This window comes from Nitrospira sp. SG-bin1 (assembly GCA_002083365.1).
Classification (GTDB): Bacteria; Nitrospirota; Nitrospiria; order Nitrospirales; family Nitrospiraceae; genus Nitrospira_D.
The window spans coordinates 106,780-133,648 of the sequence record LVWS01000044.1 but is presented as its reverse complement, the minus strand read 5'-3'; the positions used below and the strand labels follow the sequence as shown (position 1 = coordinate 133,648).

Genomic DNA, 26,869 nt, shown 5'->3' with positions numbered 1-26,869 from the left:
CCGGCCCGCCGAGCGCGTCACCTGGTTGTAGGCCTCGGTCCGGGGGCCATGAGGGGCAGCGTCCTTCCAAGGACGCTGCCCTCTTATTGATGGACCAATCCATATGCGATGTTGTGATTTTGGGAGGAATCCATTTTCCAGAGACTTGACCATTTGATTTGTCCCGCTCTACCTCCGTCTTTCTAAAAGCACTAGAGCCAATCTATCCAGCAACATCAGCCTTTTGGCTCACTATCACTGCATCTTCTGCACACTTGACGAGATAGATCTCGTCCAGTAGAGTTTTGAATCATGGTGTCTTTGCTATTCCATTAGGGAGCACTCCCGGCGTGACATCACATCAGCAGCAATCAGTGCCGTTTGCTGCACAGGCGATTCCATTTGAAGAGTTTCTCGCTTCAGGTAAACTCCCAGATGGCTATTTGAATAGTGAGTATGTCGCTCAGCAGTTCGTTGAGCGTCTGGTGCATTATATTCTCAGCGTTCCTGCTGGCAGCTATTCCATGGCTCAGCTCAGCCAACTTCTGGAACAGCTTGACCCACGCACGCAAGTCTTTTTCTTCAAGCGCTTGAAGGAAACGAGTCCGGACTGCTTGAAAGACTTCGCTTCGCTCTATTACGGTTTCATGAACGAATTTCACTCTCTCCTCTTCACGTAAGCTCAACAAAAAAATACTCCTTGTCGGGGCTCCAATCTCATGTATAATTACAGTTCATCCTAAAGAGAAGGAGTACCATGAATCCATCGTTACAAAGGGCCGTCACCAGTTTCTACAACTTGATTTATGAAGCCCAGACCTTTGCCACGGCAATGGCAAGAATCGATACCGCAGAACAGGAGCATTATGCTGGACGTATTGAAGGGCTCAATTGGGTGCTAGATCGTTGCCAGGAACTGGAAGATATGGATACCAATCTAACGCCGTCGTCACTGCAGCGCACCTTAGGGGAAGTCAAGTCCGATTTGGAACATGAGCTTTCTGTACAACGTCGGGAAAAAGGGCGCCGTGCTGATGGGAGAGAGGAAGCCCTCAACTTCGTTGCGGATTATCTCTCCAGCCTCATCACTGCAACCGAAATCGAGTCCGCCAAAGCTACCGTCTAATCCAGCCAATTGCTACTCACAGGGGTGCTTGCCTCTTCTTGCTCCGTAGAGGCATAGCCCGCCTCTAGGCTCATCTTCTGACATTGAACGGGGTAACAGGCGGTTTACTTGCCCTGTATGATTATCCTGGTTTGGAAGCTCATGATATCCAGCTCTGGATCCATGAAGCGCGTAAAGAATGTTGACTCTTGACCCTGACCTGCCATCATCACTAATATGAAACATGCTTCCTCGCAGACCAGGTACTCAATGGATTCCTGGGGCCCACTCGGGTCCGAGAATCAGGTCACGGCCATCCAGCGAAGCTCCTCAGGAACAATTCGGCTCGCTCAATGCCTCTCTTTTGTTCTGTCCTCGATGCCGAGTGGCCACTCCGACAAGAGAACGGCTCCTGCTCGTTCTACCCAGTGGAAATCTCTATGAGTATCTCTGCATCCACTGTGGAACCTCTACAGGATCGAAGACGGACAATCCCGTAAAAACCGTTCAGATCGTCGCTCCCTAGTCTTTTCTTCCATGCACCCATCCGCCCATACTCGGGCCAAGGATGAACATATACTTCAATAGACCACCGATGGTCGAATCGCTATCAGATCAGTGCCAACTTCTCGCATAATTCACGTCAGACACGGCCCTGAAGGCCATTACTGATATCAGACGTACGTGAGAAGAGAGCACAATAAGAGATGATGAGACTAAGGAAGGGCACATAGGCACTATGGAGCGGATGGAACGGGACAACACCTTACTAGGGCCAAATATTGTAACAGTCGAAAACTACATTATCGGGTGATCTCTGGAATTTGTTCAAGGGGGATGCCTTCTTCGATAAGCATGACAGGAATGTTACTCCGGATGGGGTAGAGGATCTTCCGGTCAGCTCGAATCAAACCACCATCGAGCTCACCAGATACAGCCCGTTTGCCGACATTCTTTAGTTCACCCCGTGCAACGGCAACATTTAGCCTCTGAATAAGTGCCTCCTCAGCCAAACTCACAGCCTGTTTGGTCTCTGGGCAACACAAGATCGCCAAGAGCTCCTTATCAATACTCATGACCGTCTACCTCCCTCAGGTTTCCGTAAGGCAGAATAATCGATAGCCAACTCGAGTGCAAGCCATGGCGGACAACTCCTCACGTTCGGCTATTTCTGTTACACTGAGCATGCGCGTTGTGAGGATGGATTCATATGATTAAAGCCTTCTGGAAAACCTGTATGGCTGGCCTCATTGTGTTGGTCCCTGCCTGGGCCACGTTTCTGATTCTTTCGACACTCTTTACGACACTCGATGGGCTGGTCGGTCGATACATGCCCGAACCCATCCCGGGGTTCGGCCTTCTTCTTTTGGTCTTCATCCTCATTTTGGCGGGATTCATCGGCGATCATGTGATCGGCCAAGGCCTATTCGCTCGACTGGAACACCGCATTGAACAGATCCCGCTTGTGCAGAGCATTTACCTCACTTTAAAGGGCATGACCGATATTCTAAACTTTCGATCCCGCTTCGGGAGCAGTAAAGTGGTTGCGTTTCCCTTCCCTCGCGATGGATGTTGGGCATTGGGATTTGTGATGGGGATGGCACCCCCCTCTCTTCAGGTGGAACATACCCACACCCTCTTCATGGTTTTTGTCCCGACCGCAATCCATCCCTTTACGGGGTATCTGGCCTTCATCCCTGAACATGCGCTGCGTCCCATCAATCTACCAGTCGAAGATGCCATGAAAATGGAGTTCTCGGCCGGCTTCTATAGGCCAAAAACTGGATGGCTGGATGTGTCATCCAGCTCCTCCTGAATCATGGCTTCTGAAGGAATTATCATTCGACAGGCCCATTTGGATGATGTGGATACCATCGTTATGTTCAATACCGCCATGGCAATGGAAACGGAACGGCGCCGGCTGGATGCTGTGCGTCTTCGTGAAGGAGCTATAGCGTTATTAGATAGTCCTCAGTATGGATTTTATATTCTCGCCGAACGTCAAGGAGGCACGAGGTCTGAGCCGGTCGGCCAACTCATGGTTACGTACGAATGGAGCGACTGGCGGAACGGAATATTTTGGTGGATCCAGAGCGTGTATGTCGAACCTGACCGGCGAGGCGTGGGTATTTTTCGGGCGATGTACGATCATATCCATGCCAAAGCCAGAGCTGAACGCCGGGTGTGTGGTATCAGATTGTACGTGGAGCGGGAGAACCGGAGGGCTCAAACCGTGTACCAACGCGTAGGACTCACACCGTCAGTTTACACGGTATTCGAACAAGATTTCGTCCTTGGACATCAGCTAGAATAAAAGGGAATGATAGACAAGGAGCGTATATGAAGCCTCGCCGATACATGCTTAGCATTCTTGCCTTCTGTTTGCTCATTCAAGGGTGTGCCTTCAGTCGAGGGACCCTGGGCGACGACATCAAGTCACAAGTGATCGCGACTATCCAAAAAGGAACCACCACCAAGGACGAACTGGTCAATCTCTTGGGTGCGCCTGATCGCCTCGTCCAACTTAATGGCCGAGACGTCTTTCAGTATTACCGATACGACGCCAAAGCAGGCAGCCTCTTGCTGATTCTTCTTAATTTCACGCGTCTTTCCATCAAGAGCGACGATCTATTCATCATCCTTAATCGGGATGGGATTGTCGAAGACGTGATTTCATCAAAACGAACAGACAACCTAGAGTTTCGATTCTGGCCATTTGACTGGCCATTTGGTTCTTGAGATGGCGACTTTCGTCGGCAAGATTATTATTCCGATGCTCTTAGGGACGGTGATCTGTCTACCTGCATTAGGGTGTAACATCGTCCGCGTGTCGCTCAATACCTCAATTGGACCAGAGGATGTCGCCTTTATCGTACCAGGAAAGACGACGTTGGCTGACGTCGTGTCCAAGCTAGGCGCGCCGGACTCGATCACCGATTCAGAAACGGGAATTGTCGCCACATACCGGTTTCTGGATTTGAAATACTCACGGATCAATTTTGGCTGGTTAGCAAAACCTTGGACACCGATCGACCCGGATTTGATCTTTTCCAGAACGGGACTTGGTGTTGATGCATTCCAGGTCTTGTGTGACGACCAGTGGGTCGTGTTGCATCAAGGATTTCAACGGCATCTCGTCAGGCCTCCCTTTTATCCCTATCCCTTTCAACGATCATAACTCTTCGTTCCACGCGAATTGCCTACGCCCAATGGCCTAGCTATAATGGCCGGCGATGGAGCCACGACCTGCTGATCAGACGTCTTCACCGCAGGCTGACGTCGTGTCGACTTCCTATATTCCGGCTGACAAAGACATCGAATTCCTCCAGCGAGATGAGTTGCGTTCGGTTCGTCTTGGGCTTGAGCTTTTGAAGCCGGAATTGATTCAGCGAGAAGAAGGTATCCGGTCGACCATCGTCGTCTTTGGAAGTGCCAGGCTCCATGAGCCGGCCGCAGCAAAAGAGGCGCTTCTTTTCGCCGAAGCTGAAATGGCTCGTACTCCCAACGATCCGGCGTGCCGCCAGAAAGTGGCCATCGCCACCCGACAGCTGGCCCTCTCGAAGTACTATGACATCTCCAGAGAGTTCGGACGATTGGTTTCATCAACGTGCCAAGTCGGCGGTCTTTGCGACTACGTCATCATGACGGGTGGAGGTCCCGGCATTATGGAAGCCGCCAACCGCGGTGCGGCGGATGTGAGTGCGAAATCGATCGGTCTGAACATTACCCTCCCTCACGAGCAGCATCCCAATCCTTATATTACGCCGACTCTCAACTTCCAATTTCGCTATTTTGCGATCAGGAAAATGCATTTTCTGATCCGCGCGAAAGCGCTTGTCGCCTTCCCTGGCGGGTTCGGCACCCTCGACGAACTGTTCGAAACATTGACCCTCCTGCAAACGGGAAAAACCGACCGAGTGGTCGTCGTCCTGGTCGGCCGGGAGTTTTGGGAGCGCCTGATCAACTGGTCGCTCCTCGCGGATCATGGCCTGATTTCACAGCAGGACCTCCAGCTTTTCCATTACGCTGAAACCGCCCAAGAAGCCTGGGATCTGATTGCACGGCACAATGGAGTCACCACCACATGAAACTTTCTTTCTACGGCGCCGCTCGGTCTGTCACAGGAAGCCGGCATATGCTGGAAGTACCGGGATTCCGGCTGTTGCTCGATTGTGGGATGTTCCAGGGGCGTCGGGATGAAGCGATTCGTCGGAACCGCGACTTTGGGTTTGAACCCAAGTCGCTGGGCGCGGTGCTACTCTCGCATGCGCACATCGATCATTCCGGGGCGCTTCCAGTGCTTCCAGGACAGGGGTTTTCGGGGAAAGTCTATCTCACCAGAGCCACGGCCGATTTGGCCGGGATCATGCTGGAAGATTCCGCGCGCGTCCAAGAGAACGATTGTCGGTACGTCAATAAACAGGAAAAGAGGCGTGGTAAAACTTGTATTCGGCCGTTTTACGACGGCGACGACGTTCGGAGGACGGTTAGGCGATTCGAGGGCGGACGATATGGCGATCAACTTAAGATCGCACCGCGAATCACCGCTTCATTTCATGACGCCGGCCATATCCTAGGGTCCGCCGCCGTCCGCGTGAAATATTCCGCGCGCGGCAATACCACGACGGTCTTGTTCAGCGGCGACCTGGGGCGATCCCACATGCCCATCCTGCGCGATCCTGAACCGCCGTCCGCCTGCGACGTCCTCATCCTGGAATCCACCTATGGCGACCGGCTGCATGAACAGGCCGGCGAGGAGATGAAGAAGAAAGCCCAGGACCTGATCGCGCATGCACGGCTACACAAAAGCAAGATCATTGTCCCGGCCTTCGCGGTGGGCCGCACCCAAGAACTGGTGATGCGGATCAAGGAATTGGTCGGCGAGGGTCGCGTCGAACCCATCCCGATTTATATCGATTCGCCCTTGGCCGACAAAGCGACGGACGTCTTCAAGCGTCACCCCGAATGTTACGACGACGAGACGCTGAAGACCTTTTCCTCGAACAATGATGTCTTCGCCTCGCGCTACATCCATTTCATATCCTCGTCCGAAGACAGCAAGCGGCTCAACGCCATGCGGGGGCCTTGCGTCATCATCTCGTCATCCGGCATGTGCGAAGGCGGTCGTATCTTGCATCATCTGAAACATGCGATTCAGGACGAAGCCAACGTGATCGTGTTCGTCGGCTTTCAAGCAGAACACACTCTTGGTCGCAAGTTGGTCGAAGGATGGGACATAGTGCCGATCTTCGGTGTGCCGACGAAGCGCCGAGCTCAGATTGTCAAACTCAACGGCATGTCGGCCCATGCCGACCGTCATGATCTCTTGGCCTACGTCCGAGCCATCAACCCGCTGCCAAGTACCGTGTTCATCGTGCACGGTGAGGAGAAACAAGCCCTCTCCCTGGCCGCGGCGATTCAGGCGGAACATTCAAAGATCGATGTACGGGTTCCCCACCAGGGTAGTACGCATGAAGCCTAAGTCGTTGCCGGTGAGCGCAACCGCTGATAGGCGACCCACTCAGTTAGTGCTCTTGTCCTGTGTGGCCATCCTGATAGCCGGCTGCCTATCCATGGCTGCCATGGTTGCTGCTGCCGAATCGGATCATAGTCGACAAAGGATTCGAGACCTTGGCATTGTCATCGGCTCCTATCAGCCCGGTCCTCTCAACGCGATTACCGATGTGGTCGGTGTGAAAGTCGGACACCAGACCCTTATCCAAGGTGAAGGGCCACTGAAGCCAGGCCAGGGACCGATCCGCACCGGCGTCACCGTCGTGATTCCGCGTGACGATGTCTGGCACAAGAAAGCGCCCGCCGGCTCGTTCGTTCTCAACGGCACCGGCGAAATGACCGGTCTCTCATGGGTAGCTGAATCAGGCTTCTTGGAATATCCCATCGCTCTCACGAATACGCTCAACATCCCGCGCGTGGCGAACGGCGTCATGAGTTGGATGATCAAGCAGTATCGGGAGATCGGCATTTCCGACGACACGCTCACGCCGGTCGTGGCGGAATGCGATGACGGCCGATTGAACGATATCCAAGGCCGCCATGTGTCCGAGCAGGATGTGATGGCCGCCCTTGACGGCGCGAGCGGCGGGCCGGTCAAGGAAGGCACCGTCGGGGCAGGCACCGGGATGATGTCCTATGGATTCAAGGGCGGGATCGGTACGGCGTCGAGAAAGCTGCCTGAGAAAGACGGCGGTTACACCGTCGGCGTGTTGGTCAACGCAAATCACGGCCGCAGGCCGGAATTGGTCATCGCGGGCGTGCCGGTGGGGAAACTCTATGAGCCTCCTCAACAGATGTCTGAGGTGCTCTTACCCGATCAAAGTGAAGGGTCGATTATTGTAATCATCGCCACCGATGCCCCGCTCGACGGTCGCCAACTCACGCGACTAGCCAAGCGTGCCGCACTGGGGCTTGCTCGTACCGGTTCCACGGCCCGGCATAGCAGCGGCGATTTCATGCTCGCCTTTTCAACGGCGAACGTCATCCCTCATTATCCTAAAGAACCAACTTATCAGCTGACGCATCTGGCTGATACCCATCTGAATCCACTGATCACCGCCACGGTGGAAGCCACGGAAGAATCCATTCTGAACGCCCTTACCATGGCCACGACGGTCGTAGGTCGCGACGATCATCGGATGGAGGCGATCGACTTAGGCCGACTGAAAGCGTTGATCACCGCCCAATCGCGTTGACGATCTCTTCTCCCCGCGATCTGTTACTTCACCTCGAGGCCGGAGCCTTCCCTTGACGACCCAATTTCAACAAGATCGCTTATAAAAATTTGCTTCCGACACTCGCGCATCCTTGCAATTTCCATCCTCTCCTCGCTATTCTTCGAATGATTCGGCCAACCGGGGAGTGTCCTTCCATGGGCGACTATCAAATCGGCGGCGGATTACAACTGCTCACAGCGGTGCAAAAAACGGAAGCCTTCGCGGAGTTCCTCAAAGCGAGGATGGTTCACGCATTGGAAACCGAAGATCCGACAGAGTTGCACTACCTCCTCGCACAGGTGGACGATTACCACTCGTACCTGTGGCGGTACTATAAGAAGCTGGCCAAGGAGCGAGTCCAGCGCATGGACCCAGGCGTCTGAGTCTCAATACGCCGAGTTCCCTCAACTTAGAGCGGGTATCGCTTTCTACATATCAAGCAGAGGCATTCTCGTGCAGTTTGCTGTGGCCCTTTCGACAAGGTTAGAGACCGACGCAGCCGCGCAGGATCTGGCGACGGATATTCGGGCACAATTGGGCGACGCGCCGGTCGATCTGGCCTGTCTTTTCTTCTCCGCTCATCATGCGGAGCGGGCCGATGTGTTGGCGAAGACGCTGATACGGAGACTGCGGCCCGGGCTTCTGATCGGCTGCAGCGGAGAAGGCGTGATTGCCGGTGCGGAGGAGTTGGAGGCGGCCCCGGCGATGACGGTCTGGGCCGCCTCACTACCTCACGTCGACCGGTATCCATTACAGGTATCGTTTTCCCAGATGCAGGATCAGTTTCACCTGGTTGGATGGCCTCAACCTGGAGCAGCGGACGTCTCCTTCCTTTTGCTTGCAGATCCCTTCAGCACTCCCGTTCAAGAAATTCTAGGACTCTTGGAAGAACGGTATCCCGGCAGCAAAGCCCTGGGTGGATTGGCGGGAGGGGGGCAGGAGGCCGGCATGAACCGTCTGGTACTCAACGATCAAGTTTTCGAAGGAGGGCTCGTGGGAGTCCGGCTTTCAGGGGCAGTGGACATTCGGCCCGTCATTTCTCAAGGTTGTCGGCTCATCGGTGAACGATTTGTCGTGACAAAGGCGGAGCGAAACCTTCTGCAGGAGCTCGGCGGAGTTCCGGCTCTGGACCGGTTGCAGGCGGTCTTTGAATCGCTTCCGGAGGAGGACCGATCGCGTGCCCATCGGGCGCTGCACCTCGGCATCGTCATCGATGAACATCGGAACCGATTCGAGCGGGGCGATTTTCTGATTCGTAATCTGCTGGGAGCCGATCGGACGACCGGCGCCGTCGCAATCGGCGATGTGGTGCAGGAAGGCCAGACGGTACAATTCCATCTGCGTGATGCGAATTCCGCCAGCGAAGATCTGAGTTCCTTGCTCGCCGCTGATCGATCGTCCAATCGACAACCTCCGCTAGGCGCGCTTCTGTTCAGTTGCTGCGGCCGAGGGCAAGGGCTGTTTGGACGACCGAATCACGATGCCGCGACCGTGGCCGAGCAGCTGGGGAGGATCCCTCTCGCGGGGTTTTTCGCACAAGGTGAAATCGGACCCATCGGAAACCGCAACTTCTTGCATGGGTACACGGCCAGTCTCGCGCTCTTTGCCGAAAACGACTCGTAGCCAAACTCCAGTTGACCGAACCGTCTCTCCCATGCCATACAGTCAAAGAAGGAGGAGCATGTATGACACTTGTGCGTCTTGCGTATGTCTGGCTATTGATCGCGGTCACACCGATCCTAGGATCGGAAAACACCATGGCCGGGAATGAGAAGGAGAAGGAGACGAACATGCAGGAAGTCACCACGCCGTCCGGGCTTAAATATATCGACCAGGTAGTGGGTACCGGTGAGGTCGCCGTTGCCGGCAAGACCGCCAACGTTCACTATACGGGATGGCTTGAGAATGGAAAAAAGTTCGATAGCTCCGTCGATCGAGGTCAGCCCTTTTCGTTTCCCCTTGGCACCGGCCGTGTCATTAAAGGATGGGACGAAGGGGTGCAGGGGATGAAGGTGGGCGGCAAGCGCAAGCTCACCATTCCATCCGATTTGGGTTACGGCTCGCGCGGCGCGGGCGGAGTGATCCCACCGAATGCCACGCTGATCTTCGACGTCGAATTGCTCGGGGTGCGGTAGCCACGCCGTGCGGCAGACCTCCCTCATCGCACAGCATCGCGCTGTCGGCGCCAAGCTCGTCGATTTCGCCGGATGGGAAATGCCCCTTCAGTACACCGGCGTTGTGGAGGAGTATCACACCGTTCGCAGCGAAGCCGGTCTTTTCGATGTCAGCCACATGGGGCGGATTGTCGTCACGGGCTCCGGTGCAGATGCGTTCCTGCAGCGCATGACGACGAACGACCTTGCTGCGCTGAAACCCATGCAGGCGCAATACTCGATGCTGTGCAACGAGGAAGGCGGTATCAAGGACGACATCTTCGTCTATCGGTTGGCCGGAACCGGGGAATTTCTTCTGTGTGTCAACGCATCGAATCGTGACAAGATCGTATCCTGGCTCACGGAGCATGGGCGGGGGTGTCGTGACTGTCGGATTTCCGATCGTTCCGCCGAGATCGCGCAGATTGCCTTGCAGGGCTCCGCTGCACGGGCGATCGTTGCGGCACTGGGATTGTCACAGTTGAATCAGCTCAAGCTCAGGGAGTCCACGATCGTGCGAGTCGCGGACGCGGAGTGCCTTGTCGCACGAACGGGTTATACCGGAGAATTCGGCTATGAGTGGTACGTGTACGGACCCGCCGCGGCCGTTTGGGAGAGAATGTTGGACGTGGGTACGGCGTTTGGCTTGAAACCAGCGGGGCTTGGTGCACGGGATCTTTTGCGTCTCGAGATGGGTTATCTGCTCTATGGTAATGACATTGATGAACGAACGACGCCCATCGAGGTTGGAGCGGAATGGGTGGTGGGCTTCAATAAGGGAGACTTTGTCGGAAAGTCCGCCTTACTGGCTCAAAAACAAACAGGCTTGATACGCCGATTCGTCGGATTCGAATTACTCGAAAAGGGCGTGCCTCGCCACGGGTTCAAGATTTTATCCGCATCGGCACGGCCGTCTCCCGTCGGAGAAGTCACCAGCGGCAATCTATCTCCCCTTCTCCAGAAGGGAATTGGACTAGGATATGTATCTCCCGAGCACGCCGAACTTGGGACGGACCTCTTCATCGACATCCGAGGAAAATTGGTTCAGGCGAAAGTCGTCAAGCCGCCGTTCTACAAGCGCGTTGCTCCATGACCCGGCATGGGCCCTCGACTCCACGGCCGACCAACGGTGAACTCGATGAGTGGAAGGGAACATTCAATGGTACGCAACATCTATACCGGCAAGGTCATTACCCTGAATGTTGACACTGTCCAATTACCGAACGGGGTAACCGTTGATCTTGAAACGATCCGTCATCCGGGCGCCGCTGCGGTGGTGCCAGTCAAAGATGACGGTATGGTTGTGTTGATCCGGCAGTTCCGGCACGCAGCCGGAGGATTCATTTACGAGATTCCCGCGGGAAAACTGTCTCCCGGTGAAGATCCGTTGCATTGTGCGGCACGGGAACTGGAGGAAGAAGTCGGCTATCGTGCATCCTCGTTCCAATTGCTTTCGAGCATTTTCACCGCACCGGGTTTCGCGGATGAAGTGATCCATGTCTACAAAGCCACCGATTTGACGAAAGGGCAACAGCATCTGGATCGGGACGAGGTGTTGGAAATCGTGGAAATGCCGTTGGAGCAAGCGATCACAAAGATTCAGGATGGCACGATTCGAGATGGGAAGACGATCGTCGGATTACAAGCGGTTTATATCCTCAACGGAACTCGCCGTTGATCAAGCGATACGTGAGACGTAATGTGGACGATTTCTACGAGAGGTCGTGAGGAGGGCTTCCGCCACGAGTCAACAAAAGGACGTGGGGCGCTTCCGCAGTGAAAGCCCCCCACGCTGAGTTTCAACACACGGAGTCTTACTTTCCGCCCTTGTCCTTCTTCTGATCGCCGAAGGTGTCGGCATGGCCGCCCTTCTTCTCTTCTTTCTTCTCGCTGCCGAAGGTCTCGTCTGCCTTGCCACCCTTGTCCTTCTTCTCTTCCGCGTTGATCATCTCAGTGAACTTGCCTCCCTTCTTTTCGTCCTTCTTCTCCCCAGCCGCGAAAGAAGGTGCGCTGAAAGTTACGGCGACTGCAACTGCGATGACGGCCATCAACATGCGTTTCATAAATAGTTCCTCCTTGAAGGATTGTGGCACCGACTATTCGGTAGTTACCAAATAAGTAGAGCAAACACGGTGCCATTCTGTACGTATGTGCATGGCCTGATGAATAAGTTGAGTATTCAGTATTTTAGGCTCCGGTCTCTTTGTCGTCATGGATCTGGGAGCATTCCTCCATGATTCTTGGGGCAGAATTGAGCGAGCCCCCGACTAAACTGCCCCAGGCGGACCCCCAGTGGATCAAGCATCCCTGAGTAGGTTCACAGTGAGGCCAAATCATGCTATCTTCCATCCGCACTGATAAGCGACTCTCATTCTACCTCACGGTTTATTCTGGGCAGAGTCCGGGTGCAGCTTTGTGGTGTGTGTCCAAGTCAATACCCAGTCGTCGATTTCGAAAAGGAGAAGCGTGCCAATGTTGCTAAAGGAAAAAAAGGGACTCATTATCGGCGTGGCGAATAAACACAGCATTGCCTGGGCCATCGCGCAATCGACGGCCGATCAAGGCGCGCAGCTCCTCTTCAATTATCAGAACGAACGGCTCAAGCAAAACGTGGAGGACCTTGCCGCCACTTTACCCGGCGCAAAAGCGTTTCCCTGCGATGTCAGCAATGACGCCGAAATTACTTCGCTCATGCAGCAGGTTCAGAAGGAAGTCGGTCAAATCGATTTTCTCGTCCACTCCCTGGCGTTCGCGCCACGGGAGGAGCTGAGCGGACAATTCGTGAATACGACGCGACAGGGATTTGCGATGGCGCTCGACATCAGCGCCTATTCGCTCGTCGCAGTCTCTCGCGCCGCATTGCCCTTGATGGCCGCGGGAGGCTCCATTGTTACCCTCACCTATCTCGGCAGCGAGCGGGTCGTGCCTCACTACAACGTAATGGGCGTCGCCAAAGCCGCGCTGGAGGCCACGGTGCGCTATTTAGCGTATGACCTTGGCCCCCTGAACATCCGTGTAAATGCCATCTCCGCCGGCCCCATCAAGACGCTGGCCGCACGCGGGGTCTCGGGCATTACCAAAATGGTCGATCATCATAAGGAAGTGTCTCCGCTTCGGCGTGCCACCGAACAGGGGGAGGTCGGCGATACAGCCCTGTTCTTGGTCAGCCCATTGGGACGAGGCATTACTGGCGAAGTGATCTACGTGGACGGTGGATTCAATATTTTGGGCATGGTGGCATCCGGCGAGCAGGGAACCGCTTAAGCGATGATCACGGAACTCAAACCGCAAAGTTAGGAGACCTCCAAAAACTTTCCGGCCTTCTCTGAGCACATCCCTGCACCAACTTGTCCATCTACCGACACAATTTTCATGTATTGTCTCGGTGTATCTAGGGGGTATGGATGGTTGAAAGTGGCGACTGATTGGCATTGTGTTTGCTGGTCTGAACGCTGTTTTATCAATGAGTCCTTTTCATTCTTATTCACAAGAACCATGCAGAAGATTTTCTTTGTTTTGGTAGGTTTACTTGCAAGTGGGGCACTCGTCCTTCCGATGCCGTCTAGGGCGCAGAACCCGGGAGCGCTCCTGTCAAAACAGGCCCTCGAACAATGCAATAAAGGCAGGCTCGCCACGGATCGTTCAGCACGCCTCGCGCATTTTCAACAGGGACAGACCTTGGGAGAACAAGCCGTGGCAGCGGAGGAGGGAAGCGCCGATGCCCACTTTGCGCTTTTCTGCAATCTGGGCGAGCTGCTCCGCATCGACGGAGAATCCCTGACCTCGATTTTCGGACTTCGCCGCATGATGCATGAACTGGACCGCGCGCTCGAAATCGATCCGGCTCACATTGACGCGCTCTCCGCGAAGGGGACATTGCTGGTGAAGTTGCCGAGTTTCCTTGGAGGAGATTCGGGAAAAGGCGAGCAACTGTTGCAACGTGTCGTCCAACAAGCCCCGAAATCTGTCAATGCCAGACTTGCACTTGCGAAGGTCTGGTGTCAGCACGGTCGGCATGCCGATGCCGTCACATTGGCGTCAGAGGCGCTGGCCATCGCCGAGAAACACCAACGGCTGGATTTCATCCCGGAGGCGCAAGCGGTGCTGCAGCAGGCTAAAACCAACGCCGCGAAAACCAAGGACCATCGCTCCTAGCCATCCCGATATGCTGAAAGCCACCCCAACGACGAGCGCTCGTCACTCCAGCGTTCGTCTCAGCGCCTTCAAGCGCCCCTGTCTCTTCTTCCGTTCAATCCGTCGGTCCTGGGAACCGCGTGTCGGTGAGGTGGCCTTTCGTTTCTTGCGCGGAATCACCGCATGTTGAATGAGCGTCTGTAAACGATTCAGCGCATCTTCGCGGTTACGCTCCTGGGTCCGATACTGCTGAGCTTTGATCGTGATCACGCCGTCAGCGGAAATACGATGATCATGCAGTTGCAACAGAGCCTCTTTATAGAATTGCGGCAACGATGACGAACGGATATCAAATCGCAGATGGACGGCTGTTGAGACCTTGTTGACGTTCTGCCCCCCTGCACCTTGCGATCGTATGGCGTGAATGTCGATCTCTTGATCCGGGATCGATAGAGACGATGAGATGTACAGCATGAGAGAAGTAGCTAGCACAATCACACCGCGGGCGCAATCCGGCACCGGAGGAGCGTGATTCCTTAAATTTTTAACTGGCGTTTCCCTCGTGGGACGAGTACAAGGTCTGCCCAAGGTGAAGCACAAACCCATAACCTCAATCCCATCTGAACTCGTTATGAGTGAGGAATACGTGGGAGAGCGATGGCGTATCTTAGAAGCAGCGCGCGAGGTTTTATGAGAGAGCGGCAGCTGAATGCTCAATTAAGGAGGTATTATGCAGCGTGCAGAAGCGAATCAACGAGCGTGCAAGTGGAGACGGGGACTCGCGATCGCGACCTTCGCGTGTGGGCTGCTGGTGGGAGGAGAAACCTTCGCCCAGTCCACCTCGACATTTAGTCAAGACTTTCGCCTATGGTCACCTGTCTTTTTGACGGTGAAACTTCCCTCATCAATCCTTGCCTATATGGAGGTCAACCCCCGCTTCGCCGATCTGGACGATGCCGGCCATATTGATCAACTGCTCCTCAGACCCGCACTTGGCTATCAGTTGACGGAAAAACTTTCCATCTGGCAAGGCTATGCCTGGGTCGGCAACTTTAATCAGCGCCATACACCGCCTCAGTCACCCTTTTTCGAAGAAAGCCGCATCTACCAGCAGATCAACTATGCACATACGTTGGGCTCCTTCAAAATTCTCAGCCGAACCCGTCTGGAGGAGCGCTGGATCGAGCATGTGGACGGTACCGCTGTACGGTTCAGACAAATGCTGAGGCTGACATATCCCTTGCCCATGGCGACGGAATGGGCTCTTGTCGGCTACGACGAAATTTTTGTTCATCTGAATACGGTCGGTACCCGTGGACCTGCGGCCGGTTTTGATCAAAATCGATTCTTTGTCGGGATCAACAGGACGTTTTCGAAGTATCTCAACATGGACGTCGGCTACCAAAATCAGCTCCTCGACAGTCGGTCACTTCCCAACCTGGCCAATCAGATGAATCACATCATTTTATTTCAACTTTTCATCAACCTGTAGTTCGATAGGGTCCAGAACGGAACAGTCCGTCTTCATCTTCACCAAGTCCTGCGACTGGTCCCAGCCGCCTTTTCTCAAGAACAGATCTGTCTTTTACCTCCTCCATATTTTTCCGCCATGATCAATGGTAACAATCGTGCGCATACGCACGGCTGGTGCACCCAAGCACATCCGTCCAGTGCGAATGAGAAGCGTCAACTGTTGATTCATAGACCATATGTTGAAATGACGTACATTATCGATAGCTTGCGATGGTTTTACCCGCCGGTCTTGTTCTTGCTGAACCACCGAACTGGGAAAGGAATCCCTTATTCGAACCCTCATTCGTGCTGAGGAGCGTTGCTATGGATGGCATGACAATCACCACGCAAACGTCGGTTTCAACGGCCGATGATTCAAGATACACTGGACAGCTTCCCAAGGCAGTAACCCTCGAGTCGGCTGCGTTCCAAGCGCAATATGTCGGTCGTGATATCGCCGCAGGTCTCATCACGGGAGTGATGGCCATCCCACTGTCGGTTGGGATCGCCATGATGTCGGATTATCCCATCAAAGTGGGACTCGCAACCGTTGCATTTGCCTGTTTGATCGGATGGATCAACGCATGGTTTCGGCCGGGCAACTTTATCGGCTGTCCCGGCATTGCCGCAGGGCTGGCTCCCGTTCTGGCCATGGGAGTCGCCAGCTTCGGCATGGAAAACATGGCGTTCGTCATTTTTCTCACGGCCGTCATGCAGGCGATCATCTGGAAATTCAATTGGCAGAGATATATTTTGCTGGCTGTCCCGGCGTACCTCGTTGAAGGACTACTCGCCGGGATTGGATTAAAGATAGCGTTGAAGTTCTTGGACTTCACCTACGAACTTCCAGCCGAATTGATAGCCACAGATACGTTCTTTAACGATGCACGAATCCACATGATTTTCATTTCCTTGGCTGGACTGGGAATTTTTGTCTATCTGTTCACAAAATTTCGGTACATCCAGCCTGCCGTGCCGTATTTCGTCATCATTGCGGCGGGAGTCCTTCTGGCGCAATTTATTCACATGCCGATGTTGCATGTCGAAGATGTTCCCCTCTCGTTGGCACTCCCGATTCCTCATCTCGACAGTCCGTTGACCTGGTTCTATGTCTTCGGGTTTGCAGCCATGCTGGCCCTCATTGACGTCATCGAACAGGTCATGAGCAACGCCGCCATCCAAAAAATCGATCCGCTCAAGCGTGAGTGCAACAGCAATAACAGTTTATTGGCGATTTGGATCGCCAATATCGGGGCAAGCTTTTTTGGTGGCATGACGAATTTGGATGGATTGGCCAAGAGCACCACGAACCGACTGGCGGGGGCTTATACAAAGTTTTCTGTGCTGATCATCGGATGCGTGGTCACTTTCTTTGTCATCAATCCTCAATATTTGGAGCTACTGCCCAAGTTCGCCGTGGCCATCGTCATGATGTTTACCGGATGGAAAATGATCGCCGGCCTCATGCATGTGACCCATCATGGTCCTTATGCCATGGTTTTGGCCATTCTGACCGGCGCTCTGGTATACAAAGTAGGAATCTTCGAAGGCCTTCTCATTGCCATGGCCGTACACGGGACAGTGCATTATCTCGTCGACACTCAAGTCAATCGGATGCCCGCAAAAGAAGTCGTCAACAACTATCTTGCAAATTTGAGGAAGGTCAGCGCGACATCCTGACCGCATCTTAGAACAAATGCACACGGTACTGAGTAAGTATCCATATTGATAGGCATCGGCTCCAGGTGGTGCCAGCCATCTGAAGCCGATGATGGAGAGAGAGTCAGCAGTGGGGTCCCCATTAACGAGAGGTGCCTTCGATAGGCCGGCTGTTTCCGCTCTCGCGTCTCTTACCATACCATAAGAAGCGTTCGGTTCGCCGTTACTCCTTTGGAGGAACAGCTGATGAATGGTGGCTGGTGATCAGCCATTGTTTGCCGTCCCACTTGTAGGTGAAGGTATAGCGGGCTTTCACGCTGGCCCCGGTTTTCTGAAAGGTGAAGGTGTAGAGCCCGGTGTCGATCGCCGTATTGCAGTCGATCTCAATCTCGCGGGAATCGATTCGTCCCACTGGCCGGTTCTCGAGAAAATGATGGAAGTAATCTTCTTTATCTACAGAGGTGAATCGGGGTCTGCTCGAGACGGTCGGCAACAAAAGAGAGGTTGGAGCGTAATTGGCGGCAACTTTGTGAACGTCGCCGGTTTGGAGTGCCCCATTCCAGCGGTCAAATAAGGCCGCAATTTGTTCTTCACTGGCCTCCACACATTCTTCAGCATGTTGGGCCACTGCCTGGTGAATGTGCGCCGGAGGGGCATCTGTCGTTGGCAGCGCGGATGAATGATGGCTGGTGATCAGCCATTGTTTGCCGTCCCACTTGTAGGTAAAGGTGTAGCGGGCTTTCACGCTGGCCCCGGTTTTCTGAAAGGTGAAGGTGTAGAGCCCGGTATCGATCGCCGTATTGCAGTCGATTTCAATTTCCCGAGAGTCTTGAGAATCGATGTGTCCTACCGGTTGATTCTCAAGAAAATGATGAAAATAATCTTCTTTATCATAGGTCGTGAGGCGGGGCCGGCTCGACACGGTTGGAAGCAATACAGACTTGGGAGCGTAATTGGCGGATACCTTGTGGACGTCTCCTGTTTGAAGAGCGGTATTCCAACGATCGAACAAGGCCGCAATGTCCTCCTCGGTAGCCGCCACGCATACTTCGGAATGTTTGGGAACGACATGATTGAATTTATGAAGCGTATCGACTTTCGGTTTCTCGGCGAGTTTATCTGCGCAGCTCACCATGGACAATACGATACCCACAAGCAACAATGACAATGCCCTCATGGCCGTTCCTCCCACGTGTGGATTGATATCCCCGGCACCTAATCGATATGAAAAATTGATTGCGACGCGGAACAGGATTCCACTGCGGGACGTATTATAGTTTTGGCAAATGCGGATTCTCAACTAGATCGCGATCATATCAGATCCGTTCACATTCCCCATGTAAGTGTTCCTAAGTAGTAGGGTCACCATGAAGTTAGCCTGATGCGGATCGAATCCGTCACCTCTGATATGCAGCGAAGTGCTCCTGTAAACTAAACAGATGACGGATCACGGCTCCCAGAGGCGTAGCAACCTGTGCGACAGAGATCACCCGTTAGTAGTCAGAAGGGCAATTGTGGAAGTCACCAATGTGGCTCTATGCGAAGCCGCTGACGCAGAATACAGGCCTGTAGTTATGGCGGATAGATCGATGAATGGTCGCTCGTAATCAACCACTGCAAGCCGTCCCATTTGTAGACGATGCTGTACCGGGCCCTGACGATGGTCCCAGTCTTCTGGAAGGTAAACGTATAGAGGCCTTCGTCGATCGCCGTGTTGCAGTCCAGTTCAATCGTCCGGGAGTGAACGTCGACCAGGGGTTTATCCTTGAGAAAATGGCGGAAGTAGGCTTCCTTCTCATCGAGAGTGAGTCGGGGCTTGGTCGACGAAAGCGGTAGTAAAACGGACTTCGCAGCATAATGAGTCATGACTCTGTGGGCGTTGCCGCTTAGGAGAGATTCCTTCCATCGCTCCAGTAAGACTTCAATTTCTCTTTCACTGGCTGCAACACACACTTCGGAATGCTGGGCGACAGCGTGGACAGGCTCTTCTGGAGGAGCTTGCTCGGTCGGCAATCTGGACGAGTGGTGGCTGGTGATCAGCCATTGTTTCCCATCCCATTTATAAGTGAAGGTGTATCGGGCTTGTACGATGGCACCGGTTTTTTTGAAGGTAAACGTGTAAAGGCCTTCATCGATTGCCGTATTGCAGTCAAGCTCAATGATACGGGATTCGATACGCCCTTCCGGCTGATCTCGCTGGAACTCTCGGAAGTACGCGGCCTTTTCATCGACTGTGAAGCGCGGTTTGCTCGAGACTGTGGGAAGTAAAACGGATTTCGAAGCGTAGTTCCCGACAACTTCGTAGGGGTCGCCTGTTTTCAGTGACTCATTCCATCGGTCAAATAGGGCGGCAATATCCTGTTCGCTGGCCGCTACACACACTTCAGTATGTTGCGCCATCTCGGCAAAGCCCAAAGTGGGAACCGCAACAAATACTATCAACAATGCGAGTTCTCTCATGATGGAGCCTTTCTCTTACATTCATCGACCACCGTCATGGCATGGCGTTGGTACAACCTTGGGACAACACGAGCACGTGGCTCACAACATATTGATATGGAGGAAATGCCCAGCTTTCACGGAGCCCGGCGCGACGAGGTCATTGCCGAGGTTCACTATGCCAGAAGTAGTAAGTCCTGGAAAATCAATTCAACAAACGGAACCAATTCCATTGCATCGCTCGCGATGAGTAATCGAAAAAAGAGAAAAGATTTGCGGCATGGGTGAGGAAGCACCAAGTTCCTCGGAAGGGCGTTAAGGGGTAGTTCTCTTTGCGGCAAGAGTGGCATCCGACAGCAATTGTTCGACCACTTGATCGGCGACCCGGCTTGTTATGCTCTGTGTGGGCTTCAGAAGGCCCCGTTCATATTCGTGTGTCCAGATGGGCTCCTTGGTTTTGGCATCCACTAATCGAAAATGTCCTACACCCAAGTAATGGGTATCAAGGTCTCCTTCCAATCCATAAAACCCTTCCATCCCGTGGTACCACTTCTCGAAACCAGCCAATCCCGCCAAGATTGCATCGGCTTGTCGGGGAGATTCGGCGAGAGAAAAACGCCCTGATTTGGCCAATCCTGCGCTGATCTCTTCCTTGACAACGTTGGAACCCTCTATCAAGGGTGCGCCCTCTTCATGCCCGAGGTCCTCAATGTAGATCGATTTGACCGCAGCCAAGCGGTTGAGGTCGTGCACGGCCGGGGGGACCACGCCCGGGGTGCTATGGCAGGCGGCGAGAAGAGCGCACAAGGTCGCGAGGAATATCGCTCTCATCATCGGTTGCTCTCTGGACACATCATTATCTCAGATCGGCGGTCTCAAGATACACTGCTGATTTGCTGCACATCGTTCATCTGTGCAACAGGGTAGAAACGCGGAAAAAGCAAGGGCGACGGTTTCATGCGTAGTCTTCAAAACCGGTACAGGACGCCGAGGCCCACATTGGTATTGAAGGCCTGTATATGTTCAAGTTCAGAATTCAGATTGCGGTTGGCTCGCTGAACCGTGAACGTCACAGCGGTATTATCCGTGACCTGGTACAGGAGCCTACCGCTTCCGAGAAAGATGTTCTCGCCTCCAAGAAAATGCAGCTCATCCTCGGAGATCCCTGTCGTAAAGTTGTTGCGTTCATAGTGAAAGTCCAGCTCCAATTCCAGATGTTCCATCAGATCGGCCTCAAAAGCGATCGACGCGAAATGTTGAACATAGGAACCATCTTCATGAAATTCGGGATGGTGACGGCCTTCGGCTAAGCCCCGTTCATACTGATAGCCGATTACCATTCTAGCGTGGTGCGTCATATGCCAAACCAGACGCGGGCTCACCGCCCACAAGAACATGTCTCTCTCGGCAAAGGGCTCATTGAAGCGCCGGATTCCAGCGCGTCCATAGAGTTGGATTTCCCAATGGTCGGAAAGACGCTTATCAAATCGGACTGCACCGATATGGGAAGAGACCCTCGCATCTTGCAACCCGATCCCATCCCGCTCGACATTAGCCTGTCCCAGCAACTGATCGGGAGCGGTAAAAAATCGCAACCGGATAGCAGTGTCAGGATTGAAGGCATGAACCCCCTCCAGGTAAATGCCTGTCTGACTGAATTCCGGATTGACGGCGTAGACGAACCCGCGAAGCTTGATCGTGAAGGCCGTCTGGCCCCATGAGGAAGGGATAAATTTCATCACCCGGAGGGTCGGCTCGAACACCATGTCTTTGCCATGCCCAAAGGCCGACGTATCTAAAACTGGTTGCGATGGATCACCATCGAGACTGGAGCGGCGTGTGGCGGAAAACAGATTGGCATTGTCCGTGTAGAACAACGCCCCGCCTCCGGTCGCGGACCATTCGGCAGACGCACGAGACGGAATTAACAATGCCGTGCATATTACCAACGCCATCAAGCTAAACAGGGTGGTACAAGACCGACCAATGTTCAATCCGATCTTCGACATAATTCGTTTATGTATTTAGATTCAACTTACGGAAGAAGAAACTGGACATGCAGTTTTACCGAGGACCGATCGATATCGACAACCTGCACCGCGATCTTCTGGGTATTCGTTGCCCCTTACGACCATCAGAAACTAGGATCAACCTAACCTAAATAGTGCTCAATTGCACCTCGTAGGTTTACTAAAGTTATGCCAATAAATACCTGTTTCATAGGTTTCGACCTTCAGGGTTTGCCGCCTTTCTTTCCAAAATATTCCTGTCGGCTCACGGCCACGTCGGCGACGAGCATGAAACCGGAATGCCGCTCGAAGAGGGGGCGGAGGCCCGCGAGAATGGGATCGACTTTTTCCTCCGGCACGACGGTCATGATAATTTCAAGGCTTTCCTGTTCGCTGAACATGAAGTGCGCCTCGCGAACTCCATGGTGCCCTTTGCCTGATATATTACCGATGATCGTGTAACCGGTGGCCTGGATACGGTCCAGCAGTTCCGTTACGAACGCACGATGCTCGCCCGCGACAATCACGCGAATTTCTTTCATCGGATGCAAGCTTAAACCACCCATCGATACGCTCCTTTCCGGCCTACGGTCCTTGAGGTTATCTCATCATGATGCCGCCTGCGACATGTCCTGCACGATAGGGAGCCATTCTCCGGTGGATCTATAGCGATACCAATCTCCATCTTCGGGGTCGAGTACAACCAGATGTACCCACTCATTATGGTAATAGTGCTGAAGCACGTCGTGTCGCGCAATCAATTTCTCGATTCTTTTTCGGGGCGCTTCGACAATGGTCAGGAGGCGCATCGGTTCATGGTACGGCATCTCGCCGTTCATGACGGTTTGTCTTGCCAATCCAAGCCGGAGGTCGCTCCAAGGTCCGGACATGATGCCGAACCGGCCTACCACGTTGTGGTAGATCTTACTGCCGCTGCCATACACTTCGTTATCCACGGTAGAAAAATAGTGTTCCATATTGATCCATTGCGCGACGACCTGAGGCGCCGTCAACAGCACCTCGAGTAGTCGATTGCTGGGATCTTCTCGATAATCGTAGGAGTGCAGAAAAACGCGACCGCCCAGGTCCAACCCTTTCGTCAGTTCGCGGCGCGCGATCAGGAAGGACGTATTGTTGGAAAGTCCCCATTCAGGCCTGACTTGACTCCAGTCAAGGCTGCGCCGACGGGCATGTGCTTCAGCCGTCGTCGCCTTCAGGACCCGTCGGACATCGGGAAAGCGCGTGCAGCGTTCTTGACTGGTGAGCGCCGAGGCCTTTTTGATGTCCTCTTGGAGCCGGACCAAGTCCGCACGATGAGTCGATGGGACATCCTCCAGGTCGAAGAGTTGGATTTCATCAGTCGTCGTATTCATTTGTCCGGCCAGGAAATGCGTGTCGGATGGAATATTGATACCGGCCTTCGTCAAACGTTCTCTTACGCGTTGATTATTCGCCATCATCGCGAGGACGCGTGCATTCGGTTTGCCCTCGTTGCCGCCGCAGGCTCCGCAATCGAGAGCGGATTCGTACGGATTATTATCCGATGTGCTTCCATGTGCGCAGAAAAGGATAAGCCGTGCGAAGTTCTTGGTTAGTCCCATCATACGGAGCGCAGTATCGACCGTCAGGACCTGCTCTTCCAGAGTGAAGCCGGTCCTGGTGAGCCGTTCTTTGTGTCGTGACGCGGATCGCGGCGTCAGATCGTACTGCCGCCGCAGGATTTCGACGAATGCGTTGATCGCCTCCAGTGTAAGTCCGGCCCGCTCGGTTTCTTCGGCGGCGATCGGCGGCTCGGGATCTCCCTCCACCGTCAGAGCGCGCTGGCGCAAGCCTTCGACGAGGGCAGGAGTGATACGAGAGCTGCGAAGCCCGAATTGTTCATACAAAGCCTCTCTGATCACGGCCTGTTGTTCCGCTTCGAGCATTTCCGCAGTTTCGGCGGGTGCCAGCTTGTCTATTGTCAACGTGGTGGCCAGAGAGGGAACGAAGAGGCGCCGTAACCAGGCGGTCCAGCGCTGATACAGCATCGGGATCAATGTCTTGCCGAAAATCGGGAGAGCGTAAAACCAGCCCAGCGATTCCACCATGACATAGGGGGTCACGACGTTTTCCTTCAGATCGTGCAAGAGCGTATGACCGGCCTGCACCCATTTGGCCCGCACCGCGTGCAACGAGAGCTGATGGTCGAGAAAGCTGCGCGGAATCTCGCGGATCTCGTTCTTCGCCCGCATGATGACTGGGAACTGTTCCGTATCGTGTTCCTTTCCCCAGGCCCGAAAGCGGATGAAGGCGGCAAAAAAGCCGGCGAAGCCATAGGTCTCGTGTGGGCCGACCGATTCGAGGTGGCGGCGAAACGGTTCGGAGCGCACGTCGATGCAGTAGACCGACTGTGAATGGGGGCGCGCCATTTCAGGGGAGGGGACGTTCTCGGTGCGCGCCCGCAAGTGTCCTAACAGCCGTTCCTGGTAACTGGTCTCCAGGGCCTTGAGCCATACCGGTCCATGGTCCGATTCCGGAAAGGCGTCCATCCAGTCGATCGCTTGCTTGAGGTCCGTGGGAGCGCTTTCAGCGAATGTGGCGGCGTCAATATTCAATGCACGGGCCAGAGCGAGAAGCCGACGCGCGGCCCTCTGGCGAACGGCGGTTTGCAGTCGGGGAATGACGTCGGCACGGTACCGTGCGAGGATGGCCTTCCAGCTTTGTCCCTTCCGGTGCGAGAGCCGGTCCACTTCCTCGGCATAGAGAGCGGGTAACCGGCCGGCAACCCGCTGTCGTCGAAGATAATATTCTTCGGGGTAGTCGCGCATGTAAGCCATCACGGCCTCGTATCGCCCGTCGATGTCGAGGTGGTCGATGCAAGCCTGTTGAACCAATTCATGCGCGTACCAGAGACGAATCGCCAGAAATTTCACCAGACCGACGGGGTGAGCTTGCTGCCAGGGATAGTCGCGTTCTTCCGCACGCCACTTGATGAAGCCGGCCCAGCCGGGCAGTGCAGTCAATTGCAAGGATAAGTAATCTTGTAGAAGTTCGGCCGGAATCCCCAGCGCATCCAAACTTTTCAGGCACGCGTCCTCGGGATAGTCCGGCAGCCGCGCGATCTTCTTGCGACTGTCTTTGATTCCACAGGGAGACCATTCGTTGGAGGCCATGGCCTTCCAAGCTCCATACAGACCCAATTCACGTCCCGGCATGGCCCACGTGGCATGCCCCTCGTCCAGGAAGGCTCCGCACCATTTGATCATTTGCTCATTGATCTGCTGGACGATCTGTGTGCCGAGGGTGTCGTCGCACCAGTGCGAAAGGGTGAGCCATCGGCAAAGCGCGCCTTGGTTTTCCTCCACGACTTTGCGGATTCGATCATCGAGTGAAAAAGGTGGAAGCACGCACTCCAGCTTATGGGCAAGTGAGTCGATCAGCGGCCTGTCGGGGCTTTCAAGCTGATCGTCAAGCGGTTCCATGGTCGGGGCACACAATCCCTCGGTCAGGCAGGCTCGCAAGACCGAGCCGTGCGTGACGCGGTGCGATCCGATGGTCACATGCTTGTCGATGATTCGCGGCTTGAGTGCGTCATCGAGATGAGTCGGTCGGATTCGACCGGTCTGGAGATACTCACGATACAGATGACTGGGAAGGTAGCCGTTGCCGCCCAAGAACTGCTTTCCGCGCTTGACGGCTTCCTCGAACGGCACATATTCAATGCTGTGCAACGGGTTATGATGGACGAAGGTTCGCATCGGCCAGTACTGCGCGATGACTTCCCCCGCAAGGCGGACGACGCCGCGCAATTCCATTCGCCTGGACTCAATGTCGGTCTCGCGCTTTAGCGATTCCATTCGAGAGGTCGCTCCATGGCGGAGGTCGTCGTGAGAGTCTGATTCGGCGCATATAGGCTGGTCGGGGCCAAGCCAAGCGCCAACAAGGACAGCACCACGATCAACAGCGAAGTCAATTCAGGATGCCGGAGATCGGCATAGCGCAATTCCGGTCTGCGAGTGCCGAAGAGCAACTGCTGCACCATTTGCATGATGTACCAGGAGGCGGCAAGCCAGGCCGTGAGCGCAATGAACAGGCCGATCGTTGAAGCGGGGGATGTGGTGAGCAGCAATCCCATGAACCCGGCAAACACGCCGAAGGGAGGGATTCCCATCGCCGCGAGGCCCAACAAAGAAAACAGGACCGCATATTTCGGCATCACCGCGGCCAGGCCGCTGATGGCCTGAGGGTCCACATCGTCGCCGTATCGTGTGCGGATCACTTGCCAGGCCACCAGCAATCCGGCGGTGGCGAGGCCGACTGCTCCGGCCAGCACGGCCGCGCGCGGCGTCGCTTGGTGCGCGCCGGACACAAACCACCAGAGGATCGAAAAGAACGAGACGCTCCCGTAGCCCAGCAGGAGACGGACCCGCGACTGAGCCAACGCTTTGACGGCGCCGTACAGCGAGCTGGTCAGGGCCAAGAGACTGACGATGGCAACGAATTCATTCGGCATCGTCGGCATGATTGTCGCCAATTCGTGAAGGCCCAGCACGGGCAACAGCACAACAATGAACGGCGGCAAGCTACCCGGCAGTCTGGTGAGCGCCGTAAGGTATCCGTTATGGAAGGGCATGAGCGGCAGGAGAACCGCACAGGTCATTAAAGAGGCGACCGGTGCGATAGGAGGTCCGGCCGCGAGAGAGCAGCCCGCGCCGACCACACCGACGCCGAAGGAACCGATGCCCCACCAGGAGATGGGCCAGAGCGTGGTGTGGTGACGGTACAGGAGAAGCATGATGACCAGCATGAGCGTGATCAGGGACAGCAGGTCGAACGGATCACCTGCGGTGAGCACGCCCATTCCCAACCCAAGAAAGACCAGGGTCATGGTCCAGGAGAGCCGATGGTTCGCGTGAACCGGCTGGCCTAATGCGGACACCAAGGCTGCGATCGGCAATAGATAGAGCGGTAAGAGACCATCGGGTGGATTTGGAAGCCGGTGGGCAACTCCCACGGTCAACGCAAGACTGATGACAGAAGAAATGATCGCAGACATTTTCACGCGGTAGGGATCGGACCAAACAGCCAGACAGGCGAGTGCGCCCGCGAACGGAATCCCGACGAGCAGCCATGGTATGAAGACGTCCGTCATCGAGACCACCCGCGTTC

29 protein-coding genes and 2 pseudogenes are annotated in these 26,869 nt (G+C 54.6%); 18 read left to right on the top strand and 13 right to left on the bottom strand.

From position 1 onward, the window contains the following. Positions 1 to 329: 329 nt before the first annotated feature. Entirely contained in the window at positions 330 to 659 is a 330-nt protein-coding gene (locus A4E19_09855) for a hypothetical protein (protein OQW30594.1), read from the top strand. Positions 660 to 736: 77 nt separating this feature from the next. Then, positions 737 to 1,105: a hypothetical protein gene (locus A4E19_09850; GenBank protein ID OQW30593.1), complete on the top strand. Its 369-nt coding sequence runs from the start codon at positions 737 to 739 to the stop codon at positions 1,103 to 1,105. Between the two features lie 782 nt (positions 1,106 to 1,887). On the opposite strand, the gene A4E19_09845 is transcribed toward A4E19_09850, so the two are convergent. Then, positions 1,888 to 2,160, bottom strand: coding sequence for a hypothetical protein (locus A4E19_09845; GenBank protein OQW30592.1), 273 nt, complete (start codon positions 2,158 to 2,160; stop codon positions 1,888 to 1,890). 134 nt (positions 2,161 to 2,294) lie between these two features. Here A4E19_09845 and A4E19_09840 point away from each other — a divergent pair, with 134 nt between their 5' ends. The 12 genes from A4E19_09840 (at position 2,295) to A4E19_09785 (ending at position 11,646) form a co-directional block, all read left to right on the top strand. Then, positions 2,295 to 2,900 carry a hypothetical protein gene (locus A4E19_09840; GenBank protein OQW30591.1) on the top strand — a complete coding sequence of 202 codons (606 nt, stop codon included), beginning with the start codon at positions 2,295 to 2,297 and terminating at the stop codon, positions 2,898 to 2,900. Positions 2,901 to 2,963: 63 nt separating this feature from the next. After that, positions 2,964 to 3,398 (top strand): GCN5 family acetyltransferase, encoded by a 435-nt coding sequence (locus tag A4E19_09835; protein ID OQW30609.1) that lies wholly within the window; start codon positions 2,964 to 2,966, stop codon positions 3,396 to 3,398. 26 nt (positions 3,399 to 3,424) lie between these two features. After that, positions 3,425 to 3,823: a hypothetical protein gene (locus A4E19_09830; GenBank protein OQW30590.1), complete on the top strand. Its 399-nt coding sequence runs from the start codon at positions 3,425 to 3,427 to the stop codon at positions 3,821 to 3,823. 1 nt (position 3,824) lies between these two features. After that, on the top strand, positions 3,825 to 4,262 hold the full coding sequence (locus A4E19_09825) for a hypothetical protein (protein ID OQW30589.1): 438 nt from the start codon (positions 3,825 to 3,827) through the stop codon (positions 4,260 to 4,262). A gap of 55 nt (positions 4,263 to 4,317) precedes the next feature. Beyond that, positions 4,318 to 5,172, top strand: a complete 855-nt coding sequence (locus A4E19_09820; protein OQW30588.1) for a 3-isopropylmalate dehydrogenase — start codon at positions 4,318 to 4,320, stop codon at positions 5,170 to 5,172. Continuing rightward, a complete protein-coding gene (locus tag A4E19_09815; protein OQW30587.1) occupies positions 5,169 to 6,566 on the top strand; it encodes a hypothetical protein in 1,398 nt (465 codons plus the stop codon). The genes A4E19_09820 and A4E19_09815 overlap by 4 nt, the downstream gene beginning before the upstream one ends. A 100-nt stretch (positions 6,567 to 6,666) precedes the next feature. After that, positions 6,667 to 7,794, top strand: a complete 1,128-nt coding sequence (locus tag A4E19_09810) for a hypothetical protein (GenBank protein ID OQW30608.1) — start codon at positions 6,667 to 6,669, stop codon at positions 7,792 to 7,794. Positions 7,795 to 7,970: 176 nt separating this feature from the next. Beyond that, positions 7,971 to 8,198, top strand: a complete 228-nt coding sequence (locus A4E19_09805) for a hypothetical protein (GenBank protein ID OQW30586.1) — start codon at positions 7,971 to 7,973, stop codon at positions 8,196 to 8,198. Positions 8,199 to 8,268: 70 nt separating this feature from the next. Next, a complete protein-coding gene (locus tag A4E19_09800) occupies positions 8,269 to 9,438 on the top strand; it encodes a hypothetical protein (protein ID OQW30585.1) in 1,170 nt (389 codons plus the stop codon). A 167-nt stretch (positions 9,439 to 9,605) separates the two neighbouring features. Beyond that, entirely contained in the window at positions 9,606 to 9,950 is a 345-nt protein-coding gene (locus tag A4E19_09795; GenBank protein ID OQW30607.1) for a peptidylprolyl isomerase, read from the top strand. A gap of 7 nt (positions 9,951 to 9,957) precedes the next feature. Next, on the top strand, positions 9,958 to 11,061 hold the full coding sequence (locus tag A4E19_09790; protein ID OQW30584.1) for a hypothetical protein: 1,104 nt from the start codon (positions 9,958 to 9,960) through the stop codon (positions 11,059 to 11,061). Positions 11,062 to 11,106: 45 nt separating this feature from the next. Beyond that, complete coding sequence (locus A4E19_09785; protein OQW30606.1) at positions 11,107 to 11,646, top strand: ADP-ribose pyrophosphatase; 540 nt, start codon at positions 11,107 to 11,109, stop codon at positions 11,644 to 11,646. A 136-nt stretch (positions 11,647 to 11,782) separates the two neighbouring features. Here the strand turns inward: A4E19_09785 and A4E19_09780 are convergent, their stop codons facing one another. Beyond that, positions 11,783 to 12,031 carry a hypothetical protein gene (locus tag A4E19_09780; GenBank protein ID OQW30583.1) on the bottom strand — a complete coding sequence of 83 codons (249 nt, stop codon included), beginning with the start codon at positions 12,029 to 12,031 and terminating at the stop codon, positions 11,783 to 11,785. A gap of 409 nt (positions 12,032 to 12,440) precedes the next feature. Here A4E19_09780 and A4E19_09775 point away from each other — a divergent pair, with 409 nt between their 5' ends. Then, positions 12,441 to 13,232: an enoyl-ACP reductase gene (locus A4E19_09775; protein ID OQW30582.1), complete on the top strand. Its 792-nt coding sequence runs from the start codon at positions 12,441 to 12,443 to the stop codon at positions 13,230 to 13,232. 29 nt (positions 13,233 to 13,261) lie between these two features. Here the strand turns inward: A4E19_09775 and A4E19_09770 are convergent, their stop codons facing one another. After that, a complete protein-coding gene (locus A4E19_09770; GenBank protein OQW30581.1) occupies positions 13,262 to 13,465 on the bottom strand; it encodes a hypothetical protein in 204 nt (67 codons plus the stop codon). Here A4E19_09770 and A4E19_09765 point away from each other — a divergent pair. Beyond that, positions 13,464 to 14,123: a hypothetical protein gene (locus A4E19_09765; GenBank protein OQW30580.1), complete on the top strand. Its 660-nt coding sequence runs from the start codon at positions 13,464 to 13,466 to the stop codon at positions 14,121 to 14,123. The genes A4E19_09770 and A4E19_09765 overlap by 2 nt on opposite strands. Before the next feature lie 42 nt (positions 14,124 to 14,165). Here the strand turns inward: A4E19_09765 and A4E19_09760 are convergent, their stop codons facing one another. Then, positions 14,166 to 14,576, bottom strand: coding sequence for a class I peptide chain release factor (locus tag A4E19_09760; protein ID OQW30605.1), 411 nt, complete (start codon positions 14,574 to 14,576; stop codon positions 14,166 to 14,168). A gap of 256 nt (positions 14,577 to 14,832) precedes the next feature. Between A4E19_09760 and A4E19_09755 the strand changes: the two genes are divergently transcribed. Together A4E19_09755 and A4E19_09750 are read left to right on the top strand one after the other, a co-directional pair. Next, positions 14,833 to 15,594 carry a hypothetical protein gene (locus tag A4E19_09755; protein ID OQW30579.1) on the top strand — a complete coding sequence of 254 codons (762 nt, stop codon included), beginning with the start codon at positions 14,833 to 14,835 and terminating at the stop codon, positions 15,592 to 15,594. Between the two features lie 344 nt (positions 15,595 to 15,938). After that, positions 15,939 to 17,294, top strand: a complete 1,356-nt coding sequence (locus A4E19_09750) for a sulfate transporter (GenBank protein ID OQW30578.1) — start codon at positions 15,939 to 15,941, stop codon at positions 17,292 to 17,294. A 202-nt stretch (positions 17,295 to 17,496) separates the two neighbouring features. Here A4E19_09750 and A4E19_09745 read toward each other — a convergent pair whose 3' ends face one another. The 9 genes and pseudogenes from A4E19_09745 to A4E19_09705 all read right to left on the bottom strand — a co-directional run bounded on the left by A4E19_09745 (position 17,497) and on the right by A4E19_09705 (position 26,852). Next, positions 17,497 to 17,913: a DUF4440 domain-containing protein gene (locus tag A4E19_09745; GenBank protein ID OQW30604.1), complete on the bottom strand. Its 417-nt coding sequence runs from the start codon at positions 17,911 to 17,913 to the stop codon at positions 17,497 to 17,499. Positions 17,914 to 17,937: 24 nt separating this feature from the next. Continuing rightward, positions 17,938 to 18,450 (bottom strand): annotated as a pseudogene (locus tag A4E19_09740) (hypothetical protein). 395 nt (positions 18,451 to 18,845) lie between these two features. Next, complete coding sequence (locus A4E19_09735; GenBank protein OQW30603.1) at positions 18,846 to 19,286, bottom strand: DUF4440 domain-containing protein; 441 nt, start codon at positions 19,284 to 19,286, stop codon at positions 18,846 to 18,848. Further along, positions 19,281 to 19,733, bottom strand: a pseudogene (locus A4E19_09730) (DUF4440 domain-containing protein). Before A4E19_09730 ends, A4E19_09735 begins: the two are co-directional and overlap by 6 nt. Positions 19,734 to 20,027: 294 nt before the next feature. Then, positions 20,028 to 20,546: a hypothetical protein gene (locus A4E19_09725; protein OQW30577.1), complete on the bottom strand. Its 519-nt coding sequence runs from the start codon at positions 20,544 to 20,546 to the stop codon at positions 20,028 to 20,030. 134 nt (positions 20,547 to 20,680) lie between these two features. Then, positions 20,681 to 21,721, bottom strand: a complete 1,041-nt coding sequence (locus A4E19_09720) for a hypothetical protein (GenBank protein OQW30576.1) — start codon at positions 21,719 to 21,721, stop codon at positions 20,681 to 20,683. 224 nt (positions 21,722 to 21,945) lie between these two features. Further along, on the bottom strand, positions 21,946 to 22,287 hold the full coding sequence (locus A4E19_09715) for a transcriptional regulator (protein OQW30575.1): 342 nt from the start codon (positions 22,285 to 22,287) through the stop codon (positions 21,946 to 21,948). A 42-nt stretch (positions 22,288 to 22,329) separates the two neighbouring features. After that, the gene (locus A4E19_09710; GenBank protein ID OQW30574.1) at positions 22,330 to 25,557 is read right to left on the bottom strand and encodes a hypothetical protein; all 3,228 of its coding nucleotides are present in this window, start codon (positions 25,555 to 25,557) and stop codon (positions 22,330 to 22,332) included. After that, on the bottom strand, positions 25,545 to 26,852 hold the full coding sequence (locus A4E19_09705) for a hypothetical protein (GenBank protein OQW30573.1): 1,308 nt from the start codon (positions 26,850 to 26,852) through the stop codon (positions 25,545 to 25,547). The genes A4E19_09710 and A4E19_09705 overlap by 13 nt, the downstream gene beginning before the upstream one ends. Positions 26,853 to 26,869 lie beyond the last annotated feature (17 nt).

Bases quoted from the DNA above. Each gene is read 5' to 3' on its own strand.
- A4E19_09780 (OQW30583.1), bottom strand. From the start codon at position 12,031: ATGAAACGCATGTTGATGGCCGTCATCGCAGTTGCAGTCGCCGTAACT.
- A4E19_09835 (OQW30609.1), top strand. From the start codon at position 2,964: ATGTTCAATACCGCCATGGCAATGGAAACGGAACGGCGCCGGCTGGAT.
- A4E19_09720 (OQW30576.1), bottom strand. From the start codon at position 21,721: ATGTCGAAGATCGGATTGAACATTGGTCGGTCTTGTACCACCCTGTTT.
- A4E19_09705 (OQW30573.1), bottom strand. From the start codon at position 26,852: ATGACGGACGTCTTCATACCATGGCTGCTCGTCGGGATTCCGTTCGCG.
- A4E19_09725 (OQW30577.1), bottom strand. From the start codon at position 20,546: ATGATGAGAGCGATATTCCTCGCGACCTTGTGCGCTCTTCTCGCCGCC.
- A4E19_09770 (OQW30581.1), bottom strand. From the start codon at position 13,465: ATGGTTCTTGTGAATAAGAATGAAAAGGACTCATTGATAAAACAGCGT.
- A4E19_09755 (OQW30579.1), top strand. From the start codon at position 14,833: ATGCAGCGTGCAGAAGCGAATCAACGAGCGTGCAAGTGGAGACGGGGA.
- A4E19_09760 (OQW30605.1), bottom strand. From the start codon at position 14,576: ATGCTGTACATCTCATCGTCTCTATCGATCCCGGATCAAGAGATCGAC.
- A4E19_09840 (OQW30591.1), top strand. From the start codon at position 2,295: ATGATTAAAGCCTTCTGGAAAACCTGTATGGCTGGCCTCATTGTGTTG.
- A4E19_09815 (OQW30587.1), top strand. From the start codon at position 5,169: ATGAAACTTTCTTTCTACGGCGCCGCTCGGTCTGTCACAGGAAGCCGG.
- A4E19_09775 (OQW30582.1), top strand. From the start codon at position 12,441: ATGTTGCTAAAGGAAAAAAAGGGACTCATTATCGGCGTGGCGAATAAA.
- A4E19_09795 (OQW30607.1), top strand. From the start codon at position 9,606: ATGCAGGAAGTCACCACGCCGTCCGGGCTTAAATATATCGACCAGGTA.
- A4E19_09850 (OQW30593.1), top strand. From the start codon at position 737: ATGAATCCATCGTTACAAAGGGCCGTCACCAGTTTCTACAACTTGATT.
- A4E19_09715 (OQW30575.1), bottom strand. From the start codon at position 22,287: ATGGGTGGTTTAAGCTTGCATCCGATGAAAGAAATTCGCGTGATTGTC.
- A4E19_09825 (OQW30589.1), top strand. From the start codon at position 3,825: ATGGCGACTTTCGTCGGCAAGATTATTATTCCGATGCTCTTAGGGACG.
- A4E19_09785 (OQW30606.1), top strand. From the start codon at position 11,107: ATGAGTGGAAGGGAACATTCAATGGTACGCAACATCTATACCGGCAAG.
- A4E19_09830 (OQW30590.1), top strand. From the start codon at position 3,425: ATGAAGCCTCGCCGATACATGCTTAGCATTCTTGCCTTCTGTTTGCTC.
- A4E19_09750 (OQW30578.1), top strand. From the start codon at position 15,939: ATGGATGGCATGACAATCACCACGCAAACGTCGGTTTCAACGGCCGAT.
- A4E19_09845 (OQW30592.1), bottom strand. From the start codon at position 2,160: ATGAGTATTGATAAGGAGCTCTTGGCGATCTTGTGTTGCCCAGAGACC.
- A4E19_09805 (OQW30586.1), top strand. From the start codon at position 7,971: ATGGGCGACTATCAAATCGGCGGCGGATTACAACTGCTCACAGCGGTG.
- A4E19_09810 (OQW30608.1), top strand. From the start codon at position 6,667: ATGGTTGCTGCTGCCGAATCGGATCATAGTCGACAAAGGATTCGAGAC.
- A4E19_09710 (OQW30574.1), bottom strand. From the start codon at position 25,557: ATGGAATCGCTAAAGCGCGAGACCGACATTGAGTCCAGGCGAATGGAA.
- A4E19_09765 (OQW30580.1), top strand. From the start codon at position 13,464: ATGCAGAAGATTTTCTTTGTTTTGGTAGGTTTACTTGCAAGTGGGGCA.
- A4E19_09820 (OQW30588.1), top strand. From the start codon at position 4,318: ATGGAGCCACGACCTGCTGATCAGACGTCTTCACCGCAGGCTGACGTC.